This window comes from Rhizobium sp. AN6A (genome assembly GCF_900215635.1).
In the GTDB taxonomy this organism is placed as follows: Bacteria; Pseudomonadota; Alphaproteobacteria; order Rhizobiales; family Rhizobiaceae; genus Agrobacterium; species Agrobacterium tumefaciens.
In genome coordinates, this window is record NZ_OCNC01000003.1 from 974308 (window position 1) to 987557 (window position 13250).

Annotated in this window: 12 protein-coding genes and 1 tRNA gene; 10 read left to right on the forward strand and 3 right to left on the reverse strand. The window is 59.0% G+C overall.

The genetic code is table 11. The features are described from left to right. Positions 1–19 precede the first annotated feature (19 nt). The 3 genes from CRO62_RS08400 to CRO62_RS08410 are packed head-to-tail and all read right to left on the reverse strand — an operon-like array spanning position 20 to position 3293. A complete protein-coding gene (locus CRO62_RS08400; RefSeq protein ID WP_097099859.1) occupies positions 20–1147 on the reverse strand; it encodes an iron-containing alcohol dehydrogenase in 1128 nt (375 codons plus the stop codon). Continuing rightward, positions 1144–2100: a 4-hydroxythreonine-4-phosphate dehydrogenase PdxA gene (pdxA, locus tag CRO62_RS08405; protein ID WP_097099860.1), complete on the reverse strand. Its 957-nt coding sequence runs from the start codon at positions 2098–2100 to the stop codon at positions 1144–1146. The genes CRO62_RS08400 and pdxA overlap by 4 nt, the downstream gene beginning before the upstream one ends. Then, the gene (locus CRO62_RS08410) at positions 2097–3293 is read right to left on the reverse strand and encodes a sialidase family protein (RefSeq protein WP_097099861.1); all 1197 of its coding nucleotides are present in this window, start codon (positions 3291–3293) and stop codon (positions 2097–2099) included. Before CRO62_RS08410 ends, pdxA begins: the two co-directional genes overlap by 4 nt. Before the next feature lie 320 nt (positions 3294–3613). Here CRO62_RS08410 and CRO62_RS08415 point away from each other — a divergent pair, with 320 nt between their 5' ends. The 10 genes from CRO62_RS08415 to CRO62_RS08460 all read left to right on the forward strand — a co-directional run bounded on the left by CRO62_RS08415 (position 3614) and on the right by CRO62_RS08460 (position 13246). Further along, a complete protein-coding gene (locus tag CRO62_RS08415; RefSeq protein ID WP_026330723.1) occupies positions 3614–5122 on the forward strand; it encodes an ABC transporter substrate-binding protein in 1509 nt (502 codons plus the stop codon). 73 nt (positions 5123–5195) lie between these two features. Then, positions 5196–6110, forward strand: a complete 915-nt coding sequence (locus CRO62_RS08420) for an ABC transporter permease (RefSeq protein ID WP_003511517.1) — start codon at positions 5196–5198, stop codon at positions 6108–6110. 14 nt (positions 6111–6124) lie between these two features. After that, on the forward strand, positions 6125–7048 hold the full coding sequence (locus CRO62_RS08425) for an ABC transporter permease (RefSeq protein ID WP_065660432.1): 924 nt from the start codon (positions 6125–6127) through the stop codon (positions 7046–7048). After that, positions 7041–8681: an ABC transporter ATP-binding protein gene (locus tag CRO62_RS08430; protein WP_097099862.1), complete on the forward strand. Its 1641-nt coding sequence runs from the start codon at positions 7041–7043 to the stop codon at positions 8679–8681. Before CRO62_RS08425 ends, CRO62_RS08430 begins: the two co-directional genes overlap by 8 nt. After that, entirely contained in the window at positions 8678–9559 is an 882-nt protein-coding gene (locus CRO62_RS08435; protein WP_097099863.1) for a dihydrodipicolinate synthase family protein, read from the forward strand. Before CRO62_RS08430 ends, CRO62_RS08435 begins: the two co-directional genes overlap by 4 nt. Before the next feature lie 197 nt (positions 9560–9756). Next, positions 9757–9846, forward strand: a tRNA-Ser gene (locus tag CRO62_RS08440). 317 nt (positions 9847–10163) lie between these two features. Beyond that, the gene (locus CRO62_RS08445; protein WP_003511512.1) at positions 10164–10526 is read left to right on the forward strand and encodes a hypothetical protein; all 363 of its coding nucleotides are present in this window, start codon (positions 10164–10166) and stop codon (positions 10524–10526) included. A gap of 318 nt (positions 10527–10844) precedes the next feature. Next, a complete protein-coding gene (locus tag CRO62_RS08450; protein ID WP_013761901.1) occupies positions 10845–11522 on the forward strand; it encodes a helix-turn-helix domain-containing protein in 678 nt (225 codons plus the stop codon). A gap of 96 nt (positions 11523–11618) precedes the next feature. Continuing rightward, on the forward strand, positions 11619–12524 hold the full coding sequence (locus CRO62_RS08455) for a class II glutamine amidotransferase (protein WP_097099864.1): 906 nt from the start codon (positions 11619–11621) through the stop codon (positions 12522–12524). Positions 12525–12559: 35 nt separating this feature from the next. Beyond that, complete coding sequence (locus CRO62_RS08460) at positions 12560–13246, forward strand: GXGXG domain-containing protein (protein WP_097098859.1); 687 nt, start codon at positions 12560–12562, stop codon at positions 13244–13246. Positions 13247–13250: the final 4 nt, after the last annotated feature.

The following is a 13250-nucleotide window of genomic DNA, read 5'->3' on the forward strand; positions in this document are numbered from 1 at the left end:
TAGCGCACCGGACTTTCGATTAGAAAGCGCGGCGGTAAATGCCGAGCACGTCTTCAAGGCTCATATCGACGGGATTGTTGTCCATCAGCCGGCGGATTGCGTGAGCGTCCTGCGCATAACGGGGAAGGTCGGTTTCGCTCGCCCCGTGCCGCGCGAGGGACATTTCAATGCCGAGGCCGGCGCAGAAATCTGTCGCTGCCTTGCGAAGATCATCGGATGAAAGATGCTCGCGAAGCCCTAGCGCTCCGGCCACCTCCGCCGTCTTTGCCGAAACCGCGTGCTGGTTGAAAGCCAGAACATGCGGGAAGACGATAGCGTTTGCCAGCCCGTGCGGCAGGTTGAGAAGCGTGCCGAGCGGATAGGCGATGGCGTGACCCGCCGCCGTATTGACCGGGCCAAGGCAGATGCCGCCATAGTAGGAGGCGAGCATCATTCCTTCGCGGGCTTCGGTATCCGCGCCGTCGCGAACGGCGCGCGCCAGATATTTGCCCACCAGAGAAAAGCCCATGCGGGCAAAACCGTCGATCATCGGATGCGCCTTGCGATTGGTGAAAGCCTCCACGCAATGCGCCATGGCATCCACCCCCGTCGCCGCTGTCACGGCTGATGGCACGGAATAGGTGAGTTCCGGATCGAGCACCGCGAAATCGGCAATCAGATGAGGGCTTTCGACCGCGACCTTGCTGCCCTTGACGGGATCGGTGATGAGCGAGCGAATCCCGGCTTCCGAGCCGGTTCCGGCGGTGGTGGCAATCTGGACGAGCCTGGTGTCGCGCCCTGCGACCCTGTTCGGTCCTGCCACATCCTCAAGCGTCTGGCTGGAATTCCAGAGTGCGGCGACGAGTTTCGCCACATCCATCACCGAGCCACCGCCGAGGCCGATGACGAGATCGGGTTTGGCGGCGCGCGCTGCGGCCAGTGCTGCCTCGAGCGTCCCTGTGTCCGGTTCGCCGGGGATGGCGTCGAAGACAGTGAAAGGACCCTGCAATTGCAGCCGGTCGGCAAATTTCGCTGTCAGCGGCGTGGCGATCACCAGGGTGGAAGCGGTTTTGCCGGCCCAGGCGCCGACCTGTGAAATGGTGCCTGCGCCAACGGCAAGCCTGCGTGGCTGATGGATGAGAATGGAGGCTGTGGACATGGTGTTCATCCTCTTGCGCCCTTGCCTGCCACGAGCTTGCGCGCATAGGCTATGGCCTCATTCATGTTGCCGTGATTGGCGATGCCTTTGCCGGCGATGTCGAAGGCCGTTCCATGATCGACCGAAGTGCGATCGATCGGCAGATCGACCGAGACATTGACGGCGGTATCGAAGGCGACGAGCTTGATCGGGATATGGCCCTGATCGTGATATTGCGCGACGACCAGATCGAAAGACCCCGAATACGCGCGGTGGAACACGGTATCGGCGGAAATCGGCCCGTGTACCTCGATGCCTTCAGCGCGCGCGGCGGCAACCGCTGGCGCAATCTGGTCGTCATCCTCGGTGCCGAACAGACCGTTTTCGCCGCAATGCGGATTGATACCGGCAACCGCGATGCGCGGCCGCTCGTAACCGATGCGCTTTAAATGGGCATTGCCAGCGCGGATGGTCGCCAGCACCCGCTCCGTCGTTGCCCGGCGAATGGCTTCCTGCAGGGACACATGGGTCGAGACGTGAATGACCTTCAGCCGCTCGGAGGCAAGCAACATGTAGGCGGCTGAAGAACCGGTCAGGCTGCGCAGCATGCCGGTGTGGCCGTCATAATGGTGGCCCGCAAGATTGAGGGCTTCCTTGTTGATCGGAGCAGTGACGATGCAGCCGATTGCGCCCGCTTCGGCATCCCGCACCGCCTTTTCGATGAAACGGAAAGCGGCGTCTCCGGCGACCGGCGACAGCGTGCCCCATGGCAGCGGCGCGCCCTCCACCGGCAGATCGACCACATTCCGAGTAAGATCGATGTCGATGCCAAGCGCACCCCGCGCCGCTTCCAGCGTGGCAAGGTTGCCGTAAATCCGCGTTGCTTCTCGATCCAGGGCGGACATTTCCGCAAGCGCGCGGACGGTGATTTCCGGGCCGACGCCGCAGGGGTCACCCATGGTGATACCAATGATGTTGCTCATCCGATTCTCCCGTCCTTGGCGTCTGCCCAGCCGGGCGCCAGCCGGACATATTTGATTGCGCGGCGATGATAGGTGTAGCTTGCGTGCAGGGTACCGTCCGCTGCCTCCAGAAGCCATGGATAGGACATTTCCAGATTGCGGCCGTCCGTCGAATCGTTGGACAGGCAGGTACCCGGCCCGTCCTCGATCAAAACCCGGGTAGGAAAGCTGCGCCCGTCGTCATCGGACAGGCAGATCGAAACCGGCGCGCGCGGCACGCCCCATATGGGCACACATCCACCACTCGGATCGGCATCCGGTCTGTCGTCTTCCTCGCCCAGTTCGTCATAAAGCGAGGCGCGGCGGTCGCTGGATTGCGCGGCGTTGATGGGGTTGCAGATCATCGCCAGCCTGCCGTCAGCGAGCCTGATCGCGGCGATGGAGGAATTGTTGTTCGGCACGTCCGTCGGTTGCGGCTCTGCCCACGAGCGGCCGCCATCGGCGCTTTCCGTGCGGTAAACGAAATCGGCCTGGCGGCGGCGAAAAAAAGCCGAGTAGCGCCCATTCGCGCCCGCAACCGGACTCATATGCACGCAGCCGGTCGAGCCCGCCAGCTCCTGCAATTGCCATGTGATGCCATTGTCTATCGATATGCCGAGCGCTGCGGTATCGTGGCTGCCGTTCCATTTCTGGCCGGGGCGCTGAACGCAGCGGAAGATCGGCAGAAGCCAGGCGTCGTCATCGCGGATGCGAAGCGGCGCACGGATGAAGCAGCCTTTCGGAAGATCGAGAAAACGGCCATCTTCGGTGGACAGCTTTTCCGGCGTTGCCGGGTCGTGGACGACCCGCGCCATGCGGATGCGGCATTCGTCCTGATTGCCGGATGGCTGGGCGGTGTGAAACAGCCAGAGAGTGCCGTCAGGTGCGGTGAAAATAACCGGGTTCTGTTCGGAATGGGCGGAATCGTTGCTCAGGCGCTGCGGCGCTCCCCACCGGCTCGCGCCGGGTGTGAGCGCGGACGCGAAGATCGAAATATCCGATTTTCCCTCCAGCGTTCCGCCAAACCAGGCGCACAGCAGGGTACCGTCCTGCAGAAGGTGCAGGAAGCTCGCATGGTTCTGGATCATCGGCGATGGCAGGAACGCTTCGTGCCGGTTTTCCGAAACGGCATGGATGGCTCCGGTCATGGCGTGAGCGATGTCATCAGGGGTCATCGTGGTCTCCTCTTGGTCTGATGAAAATGACATATTCAAAAAGTTGTCAAGTTTATTTAAGACAAAAGGAGGGTCTGGAATTTTTGATAATTTAAAATAAATATATGTTTTATAACGATAAAAGTTATGTACTAGGTCTCAATAAAAAATCCTTCTGAAAAATAATTTGACAAAAAATGTGATAGCGTCGATGCTTTGATAACGGGTGGAGGAGACGATCATCCGCACGCCATGCTCCTCAATGCAGGAGACGGGGCTTTTGAATGCCTCTTGCGGCACGCCGCCATGTTGCTGAATTTCTGATCTGGGAGGAGAACGGAATGAAGAAGTCATTGATTGCGGGCGCCCTTGTTATGGGTTGCCTTAGCGCCGCGGTTTCGCCGGCGCTTGCGGCGTCGGGGCCGATCAAGATCGTGCTGGCGGAAGAGGCTGACCTGCTGGAGCCTTGCATGGCGACCCGCTCCAATATTGGCCGTATCATCATGGAAAATGTCAGCGAGACGCTGACCGAGCTTGATGTGCGCGGCAAGAACGGCGTGCAGCCGCGCCTCGCTGAAAAATGGGAGCAGAACGCGGATGGCAGCTGGCGTTTCCACCTGCGTGAAGGCGTGAAGTTTTCCGACGGCACGGGTTTCGATGCCAAGGATGTCAAGCATAGCTTCGAACGCATCATGAGCGACAAGAATGCCTGCGAATCCCGTCGTTACTTCGGCGGTATGACCGTCACCCCCACGATTGTCGACGACCATACGATCGACTTCAAGACAGAGCCGGCCCAGCCCATTCTGCCGCTCCTGATGTCGCTCGTCACCATCGTGCCCGAAGAAACCAAGATGGAATTTATCCGCGAGCCTGTTGGCACCGGACCTTACAAGCTGACCAACTGGACACCGGGCCAGCAGATTGTTTTGACTGCACGTGACGACTATTGGGGCGCCAAGCCGCAGGTGACGGAAGCGACCTATCTTTTCCGCGCTGACCCCTCGGTTCGCGCCGCCATGGTGCAGACCGGCGAAGCCGATCTTTCACCCTCCATTTCGCAGCTCGACGCGACAAACCCGAAGACCGACTTTTCCTATCTCGACAGCGAGACGGTCTACATGCGCCTCGACCACAACATTGCGCCGCTGAATGACGTGCGGGTGCGCCGTGCACTCAACCTCGCCATCGACCGGCAGGCTTTCCTCGGCACGCTGGTTCCCGAAGGTGCTGTGCTGGCCACCGCACTCGTTCCGCCGACCACGCTCGGCTGGAACCCTGATGTCAAGGTTTTCCCCTACGACCCTGATGGCGCGAAGAAGTTGCTGGAGGAGGCAAAAGCTGCTGGTGTGAAGGTGGATACGCCGATCACCATCATCGCGCGCACTGCGAACTTCCCTAATGTCACCGAGATCATGGAGGCGATCCAGCAGCAATTGCAGGAAGTCGGCTTCAAGATCGACCTCAAATTCGTGGAAGTGGCCGAGCACGAAAGCTATTATTCCAAGCCCTTCAAGGAAGGCCGGGGGCCGCAGATCGTCGCTGCCATGCACGACAATTCCAAGGGTGATCCGTCCTTCACCATGTTCTTCAAATATGCCACCAAGGGCACGCAATCGGGCTTCTCGGACCCCAAGGTGGATGACTTGATCGAACGAGCATCCGCAGCCGTCGGCGATGAACGCGCCAAGCTCTGGTCCGAGCTCATCGCCTACCTGCATGACGATGTCGTGGCGGATGTGCTGCTGTTCCACATGGTCGGCTTCTCCCGCGTCTCCGAACGGCTGGACTTCAAGCCCACCATCGCCACCAATTCGATGCTGCAGCTTTCGGAAATCGGCATCAAGTAAGCCGGTATCTCATCTGACAAAGAGCGGCGGCGGAGCTTAAGCTTCGCCGTCGTGCTGAACACCGGAGGTAACCATGCTGAGCTTCATCCGAAAACGTTCCGTTGCGAGCCTGATCTCCCTGATCGGCCTCATCGTAATGGTTTTCTTCCTCTCTCGCCTGACGGGGGACCCGGCCGCGCTGTTTTTGCCGGTGGAGGCTTCGGAGGAATTGAAGCAGCAGTTTCGTGCGCTGCATGGGCTGAACGATCCGCTGATGGTGCAGTTCCTGCGCTACGCAGGCGACGTGATGACGGGGGATCTGGGTGAATCGCTCAGAAAGGCCCGCCCTGCGCTGGATGTGGTGCTGGAGGCTTTCGTCTGGACGCTGTGGCTTGCGGTCATCACCATGTCGCTCGTCACCACCGCAGCAATCGTCGTCGGTTCGCTTGCCGCTTTCCGCTCCGGTGGCTTCTTCGACCGCATGGCCTCCACCATTTCGCTCATCGGCGCTTCAGTGCCGGATTTCTGGCTGGCGATCGTGGCGATCGTGGTGTTTTCCGTCAATCTCGCCTGGCTGCCCACCTCCGGCACCGGCTCGGTGCTGCACTGGATATTGCCGATCTCGGTTCTGTTCGTGCGCCCCTTCGGCATCATCGTTCAGGTGGTGCGCGGCTCGATGATTGGTGCGTTGTCCTCTGCCTATGTCAAAACGGCGCGCGCCAAGGGTGTGAAATCGGGTCCGATCATCTTCATCCACGCCTTGCGAAACGCCATGCTGCCGGTCATCACCGTCATCGGCGATCAGGCGGCAAGCCTTCTCAACGGCGCAGTCATCGTCGAAACCATCTTTGGTTTCCCTGGCGTTGGCAAGTTGATGATCGATTCCATTCTTCAGCGCGATTTCAACGTCGTGCTGGCAGCAATTCTTGTGACCGCGCTTGCGATCTTTCTGATGAATCTTCTGATCGATATCGCCTATGCGCTGCTCGATCCGCGTATCCGGCACTGAGGAGACGTTCAGCCATGAGCCTTTCAAACGCCGATACAGAGATCATTGATGAGCCATCCTTTGCAACGCGCATGCTGCGCATGTTGTGGGCGGATAAATTCGCCCTCTGCGCCGCGATCTTCCTCGTCGTCGTCATCATTCTCGCCTTTGTCGGCCCGGCGTGGCTTGGCGAGCTGGCGACGAAGCAGAACCTGCGTGGACGCAACCTTGCCCCGTTCGAATGGCAACGCGAATGGTATTTCTGGCTGGGGGCGGATGCGCTCGGTCGCCCGCTGCTGGCGCGCATCGTCGCCGCCACGCAAAATACGCTGATGATCGCCGCCGGTGCCGTTTTCCTTTCCGCCGTCACCGGCACCGTGCTTGGCCTGATCGCCGGTTTTTCCTCCAACCGTGTCGGCCAGATCATCATGAGGCTGGCGGACGTGATCATGTCGTTTCCGTCACTGTTGATCGCGGTCATCGTGCTTTATCTGCTCGGCTCCTCCATCCTCAACCTGATGCTGGTTCTGGCGATAACCCGCATCCCCGTTTACATCCGCACCACAAGGGCCGAGGTGCTGGAGGTGCGTGAACGCATGTTCGTACAGGCGGCGCGCGTGATGGGCGCATCGGGCAAACGTATCCTGTTCCGCCATATTCTACCTGTGGTGCTGCCGACGCTGACAACGCTTGCGACGCTCGATTTCGCCTATGTGATGCTGGCGGAAAGCGCGCTGTCTTTCCTTGGAATCGGCATTCAACCGCCGGAAATCACCTGGGGCCTGATGATCTCGCAGGGGCGGCAGTACCTTACCAATGCCTGGTGGCTGTCCTTCTGGCCGGGCCTTGCCATCATCCTCACCACTCTGTCGCTCAACCTGCTGTCAAACTGGCTGCGCATTGCGCTCGATCCCGTGCAGCGCTGGCGGCTGGAAATGAAAGGCCGCAAACATGGCTGACCATCTTCTCGATGTGCGCAACCTTTCCGTGGAGTTTCACACCGCAGGCGGTGTCGTGCATGCGGTGAAGGATGTTTCCTACCATATCGACCGTGGTGAAACGCTTGCGATCCTCGGTGAAAGCGGCTCGGGCAAATCGGTATCGTCCTCGGCCATTATGAACCTCATCGACATGCCGCCCGGACGTATCAGCGGCGGCCAGATATTTCTTGATGGCAAAGACCTTCTGACAATGCCGGCTGAGGCCCGCCGCGAAATCAATGGGCGGCGCATCGCTATGATCTTTCAGGACCCGCTCAGCCATCTCAATCCGGTCTATACCGTCGGCTGGCAGATCCGCGAGGCGATGACTACCCATGGCATGGACAGGGCGAAAGCCGAAGCGGAGGCGAGGCGGCTTGTCGCGCGCGTTGGAATTCCTGATCCGGACGGAGCCTTGAAGAAATATCCGCATGAATTTTCCGGCGGCCAGCGCCAGCGTGTGATGATCGCCATGGCGCTTGCGCTCCGGCCCGATCTCCTGATCGCCGACGAGCCGACCACAGCACTCGATGTGACGGTTCAGGCTGAAGTTCTTGCCCTGCTCAAGGAATTGCAGCGGGAAACCGGCATGGCCGTTCTCATCATCACCCATGATCTTGGCGTCGTCGCCGAAATCGCCGACCGGGTGGTCGTGATGGAAAAGGGCGTGCTGGTGGAGGCAGGCACGGTTCGAGAGGTCTATCGCAACCCAAAGCATCCCTATACCCGCAAGCTCATCAGCGCCGCCCCCGGCAGGGGCGAAATGCACGAGCCGAATGCGACCGGCGAACCGCTCCTCCGTGTGCGCGATGTGCGCAAACGTTATGGGGCATTCGAGGCACTGAAGGGCGTTTCCTTCGACCTTATGGCGGGCGAAACCATAGCTGTCGTCGGCGAAAGCGGTTCCGGCAAATCGACACTCGCGCGCATTCTGCTCCGGCTCGACGAGCCGGATGCCGGCAGCGCCGAGTGGAAGGGGCGTGATCTCTTCAAGCTTTCGCCTGCCGAACTCTTTGCCCTCAGGCGTGATCTACAGATGGTGTTTCAGGATCCAACCCAGTCGCTGAACCCCCGCATGACTGTGTTCCAGCTGGTTTCCGAAGCTTGGGTGATCCATCCGGACATATTACCCAAAGCGAAATGGCGCGAACGGGTCGCGGAATTGCTGCATCAGGTCGGCCTCTCGCCGGAACATATGCGCCGTTATCCGCATCAGTTTTCCGGTGGCCAGCGGCAGCGGATCGCGATTGCCCGCGCGCTGGCGCTGGAGCCGAAGCTCATCATCTGCGATGAAGCGGTCTCGGCGCTCGACGTGTCTGTCCAGGCGCAGGTTGTTGCACTTCTTGACAAGCTGCGCCGTGAAATCGGCCTCTCCTTCATCTTCATCGCGCATGACCTGCCGGTGGTCCGCGATTTTGCCGATCACGTCATGGTCATGCAGCGGGGAGAGGTTGTGGAATTCGGGACTGTACGGCAGGTTTTCGAAGCGCCGCGCGAGGCCTATACGCGCGCGCTTCTTTCCGCCAGCCTCGATCCCGACCCGGATATGCAGTCTCTGCGTCCGGCCGATGCCGATCACACTATTGGAAATCCAAGCGGAGTTCTTTCATGACCAAACAAGCCTTCGTCGCGCTCGTGACCTGTTTCAACGAGGACGAAACCATCAATTACGAAGCGACCCGTGCGCAGGTGCGCCGTCAGGTGGCGGTCGGCAACAACATCATGTGCGCCGGGACTAACGGCGATTTCACCGCACTGACGCATGAAGAAAAAATCCGGCTGACGGAAGAGGTGGTGGACGAAGTTGCGGGCCGTGCGAAGGTCATCGTCAATGCCGGCATGCCCGCCACTTTCGAAACCCTGCAACTCGCCAAAGCCTTCGACCGCATCGGCGTAGACGGTATTGCCGTCATCACACCCTTCTTCATCGCCTGCACCCAGGATGGGCTGATCCGCCATTTTTCGACTGTGGCCGACGCCGTCGAAACACCGGTCTATCTCTACGATATTCCCGCCCGAACCCAGAACCACATAGAGCCGGAAACCGCCCGCAAACTCGCCGCCCATGGCAACATTGCCGGCATCAAGGATTCTGGCGGTGCGCAGCAGACGCTGGAAGCCTATCTACAGGTAGCAAAGGAGATGCCCGGTTTCGAAGTGTATTCCGGCCCGGATCATCTCGTTCTCTGGTCGTTGCAGAACGGCGCCGCCGGCTGCATCTCCGGCCTCGGCAACGCGCTTCCGGATGTGCTTGCCGGCATTCTCAATGCTTTCAACGCCAGCGATATCGGCGAGGCCGAACGCCAGCAGGCGATCTATACGGATTTTCGCACCGATCTCTATGCGCTCGGTTTTGCACCCGCCATGGTCAAGCGCTCGCTTTACCTTCAGGACCCATCCGTCGGCGCCAGCCGGCAACCCGCCCTTCTGCCGGATCAGGAACAGGATGACCGGATCGTGGAAATCTTACGTCGTTATCAACAGCTGTAACGCTACCGCTCGAATGTGCCGTGCAGGAGTGACGCCGTGTGGCGCCACGTGAAAAATATCCACAAAACGGCCAGAAGCCGAAGCATTTATACAGCCTTGTCCGGGACGAATAATTTGTGACACAAACACGAAATTTCCCTTGTCAGTCCCGCCATTGATGTTTATGAGGAGCGCGCAACGCAAGCGTTCGCGCATGCGGAGAGGTGGCAGAGTGGTCGAATGCACCGCACTCGAAATGCGGCATACCTGCAAGGGTATCGTGGGTTCGAATCCCACCCTCTCCGCCATAATTTACGCTGAGCTGTAAGATTTTCCGAGATAGCCTGATTTCATTCGTTGGTCGCTTTGATGCTGTAGTCTGCTAGCGAAGCCGATGCCGCTTTGCGCCAGCGGAGGCAGACTGGTTGGGATAGCCGTTGGCTTCCATTTCGTTGCGTCCCACCCGCGATCTTCAGCACCTGTTGGAATCCCACATGGCGACGATCCCTAAAATTGGGATGCCGGTAAGTGCTCGTTCATATCCGCCATTGCCTCTTACGGCAGAGGCGCTATCATAATTGTGTTGTAGGACGATAAGCTTTGGGAGGAGCGATACGTGAGACGGATGTGGCCAGACGAATTTGCCTTTCTGCTGGACGGCGCGGAAGAGGTTGACCTGCATATTCCATCGGGTGCACACGACGACAGTTCGCCCGAAGAAACGATATCCAAGAAGGCTTTGAAAGCCCGCATCAGCCAGCAGGATTTTGAAAAGATTTGGCATCTTGCAGAGGCTCGCTATCGGCTGACCGGCAGGTTTTCGGGCAAGGCGATTACGCTGATCGCCAACAATCCTCACTATCAGAAATGGCATCCCTCCGACGGCGGCAGCGTCGAGAGCGTGTCCGATAGCGGTCAGAAATACACGACGCGTTATGTGATCGTGCATTTTCTCGTTGATGATGTTCGCGAGCTGGTCGAAGCCTGAAGTCCGCAGGAACGGCTCTTGCCATTGACTGTTCGAGTGGCCTCGAAAGCCATATGTTGTGGCCTTTCGAAATCCAGCGGTGCCGGGTAATTCTTGGCACCGCTTGGCGGAGTCTTAGGCGTGAGCTTCAATATCTGCGTAAGACTACGATGGACAGCGCGTGTCCGTATTCCACTGAAATGCCTCTATACTGGTGCCGTCTTTGATCTCTCCGATGGCAAGGTGACGTACTGACCTTCCGCAGGCTTTACCGCTGCGGCGATATAAAAATTTCCTCCGAATTAAAATAGTTTTCCTTTAAAGAAGGAAAAACACGTTATGCCGGAGGATCCCATGGCAAAGGACAGCACAAAGACCGAGCCTGCGCTTTTGTCGCAGGACCCGCATGCGGTTCGCGAGCCGAGGGTCAATAATCTGGAAATGGCGATCGGCCATGAGGTGCGTGCCTATCGCAAGAAGCTGGGCATCACGGTCACCGATCTCGCATCGGCCACCGGTGTATCGGTGGGAATGCTCTCAAAGATCGAAAACGGTAATATTTCCCCGTCCCTCACCACGCTGCAGACGCTTTCAAAGGCGCTCGGCGTGCCGATCACGGCGTTCTTCCGTGGTTTCGAGGAGCCGCGCAGCGCCACCTTCGTCAAGGCGGGCCAAGGGGTGAACATCGAGCGTAGAGGCACCCGCGCCGGCCATCAGTACAGCCTGCTTGGCCATATCGACAACAATACCAGCGGCGTCACCGTCGAGCCCTATCTCATCACGCTGACGACGGACTCGGATGTATTTCCGACCTTCCAGCATGAGGGCATGGAGTTCCTCTACATGCTGGAGGGAGAGGTGGTTTATCGCCACGGCGAGCAGCTTTTCACCATGCAGGCCGGTGACAGCCTGTTTTTTGATGCTGATGCGCCGCACGGTCCGGAGGAACTGGTGAAGCTTCCCGCTCGCTATCTGTCGATCATTTCCTATCCGCAAAGGCGGCTGACAAATGATTGAAAAGTTGCCTTAGAAGAAAAAAATATTCCTGATAGTTGACGAGATGGAATTCCATATGCTAGCTCTTCATTCAGAAACGAATGGAGGTGCCTGTCGATGTGCGGCATTGTTGGACTATTCCTGAAAGACAAAAGCCTTGAACCGCAGCTGGGTGAGCTGCTTTCGGACATGCTCGTGACCATGACGGATCGTGGACCGGATTCCGCCGGCATCGCGATCTATGGAAGCGCTGCCGATGGCCGGGCAAAAGTGACCATCCAGTCGGCCGATCCCGTCGCCGATTTTTCGGGCCTTGCCGAAGCGCTGAAGGAAAATGGCGTTGAAGCTTCTGTTGCGGTGAAAAGCACACATGCGGTCCTGGATATTCCATCGGCAAAGCTCACGGAAATTCGCTCGGTCCTCGCCGCCATCCGTCCCAATGTGCGGGTGATGGGCTCCGGCGACAGCGTGGAAATCTACAAGGAAACCGGCCTGCCGAAAGATGTCGTCGCCCGTTTTGGCGTGCGCTCCATGGCGGGCAGCCATGGCATCGGCCACACCCGCATGGCAACGGAATCGGCTGTGACGACGCTTGGCGCGCACCCCTTCTCTACCGGTGCCGACCAGTGCCTGGTGCATAACGGTTCGCTCTCCAACCACAATAATCTGCGTCGGGAACTGGTACGCGAGGGCATGACCTTCGAAACCCAGAACGACTCGGAAGTGGCCGCCGCCTATCTCACGGCTGAAATGGCCAAGGGCAAGGATCTGGGCGAAGCGCTGACCGGCGCGCTGGATGATCTCGACGGGTTCTTTACCTTCGTCGTCGGCACCAAATCCGGTTTCGGCGTGGTGCGCGATCCCATCGCCTGCAAGCCGGCGGTGATGGCCGAGACCGATCAATATGTCGCTTTCGGCTCCGAATACCGCGCGCTGGTCAATCTGCCCGGCATCGAAAGTGCCCGCGTCTGGGAGCCGGAGCCGGCGACCGTCTATTTCTGGGACCATGAAAAGGCCGCGTGAAACCGTCATCGGCGCATATTGCGAAAGTCATATCCATGCCAGTTTTCGATCTCTCCCACACGCCTTTGCGTGAACTCAACAGCGCGCTCCATGGGCTTTCCTCGGGCGCAAACGATACCGAATTCGAAGTTGTCAATCCGCGTGGCCACCATGCCGTCGCTGTTGGCATCGACAGCCCCGTCATCGTCGATGTTCGCGGCTCGGTCGGTTATTATTGCGCCGGAATGAATGATGGCGGCACCGTCACCGTCCACGGCTCGGCAGGCCCAGGTGTTGCAGAAAACATGATGTCGGGCACCGTCGTCATCGAGGGTGACGCTTCGCAATACGCAGGTGCCACCGGTCGCGGCGGGCTTCTGGTCATCAAGGGCAACGCCGCTTCCCGCTGCGGCATTTCCATGAAGGGCATCGATATCGTCGTGAAGGGCAATATCGGCCACATGTCCGCTTTCATGGGCCAGTCCGGCCACCTCGTTGTCTGCGGCGATGCGGGCGATGCGCTGGGTGACTCCCTTTATGAAGCGAAGCTTTTCGTGCGCGGCTCGGTCAAAAGCCTGGGTGCCGATTGCATCGAAAAGGAAATGCGGCCCGAACATCTGGAGAAGCTTGCCGAGCTTCTCGAAAAAGCGGGTGTCACCGATGTCACCCCTGATGAGTTCAAGCGCTACGGTTCGGCCCGCACGCTCTACAATTTCAACATCGACAACGCTGACGCGTATTGAGGCG

What these genes read in the sequence shown, in the direction of transcription:
- CRO62_RS08400 (WP_097099859.1), bottom strand. Translation starts at nt 1,147, where the DNA reads ATGAACACCATGTCCACAGCCTCCATTCTCATCCATCAGCCACGCAGG.
- CRO62_RS08425 (WP_065660432.1), top strand. Translation starts at nt 6,125, where the DNA reads ATGAGCCTTTCAAACGCCGATACAGAGATCATTGATGAGCCATCCTTT.
- CRO62_RS08430 (WP_097099862.1), top strand. Translation starts at nt 7,041, where the DNA reads ATGGCTGACCATCTTCTCGATGTGCGCAACCTTTCCGTGGAGTTTCAC.
- pdxA (WP_097099860.1), bottom strand. Translation starts at nt 2,100, where the DNA reads ATGAGCAACATCATTGGTATCACCATGGGTGACCCCTGCGGCGTCGGC.
- CRO62_RS08415 (WP_026330723.1), top strand. Translation starts at nt 3,614, where the DNA reads ATGAAGAAGTCATTGATTGCGGGCGCCCTTGTTATGGGTTGCCTTAGC.
- CRO62_RS08455 (WP_097099864.1), top strand. Translation starts at nt 11,619, where the DNA reads ATGTGCGGCATTGTTGGACTATTCCTGAAAGACAAAAGCCTTGAACCG.
- CRO62_RS08450 (WP_013761901.1), top strand. Translation starts at nt 10,845, where the DNA reads ATGCCGGAGGATCCCATGGCAAAGGACAGCACAAAGACCGAGCCTGCG.
- CRO62_RS08460 (WP_097098859.1), top strand. Translation starts at nt 12,560, where the DNA reads ATGCCAGTTTTCGATCTCTCCCACACGCCTTTGCGTGAACTCAACAGC.
- CRO62_RS08445 (WP_003511512.1), top strand. Translation starts at nt 10,164, where the DNA reads ATGTGGCCAGACGAATTTGCCTTTCTGCTGGACGGCGCGGAAGAGGTT.
- CRO62_RS08410 (WP_097099861.1), bottom strand. Translation starts at nt 3,293, where the DNA reads ATGACCCCTGATGACATCGCTCACGCCATGACCGGAGCCATCCATGCC.
- CRO62_RS08435 (WP_097099863.1), top strand. Translation starts at nt 8,678, where the DNA reads ATGACCAAACAAGCCTTCGTCGCGCTCGTGACCTGTTTCAACGAGGAC.
- CRO62_RS08420 (WP_003511517.1), top strand. Translation starts at nt 5,196, where the DNA reads ATGCTGAGCTTCATCCGAAAACGTTCCGTTGCGAGCCTGATCTCCCTG.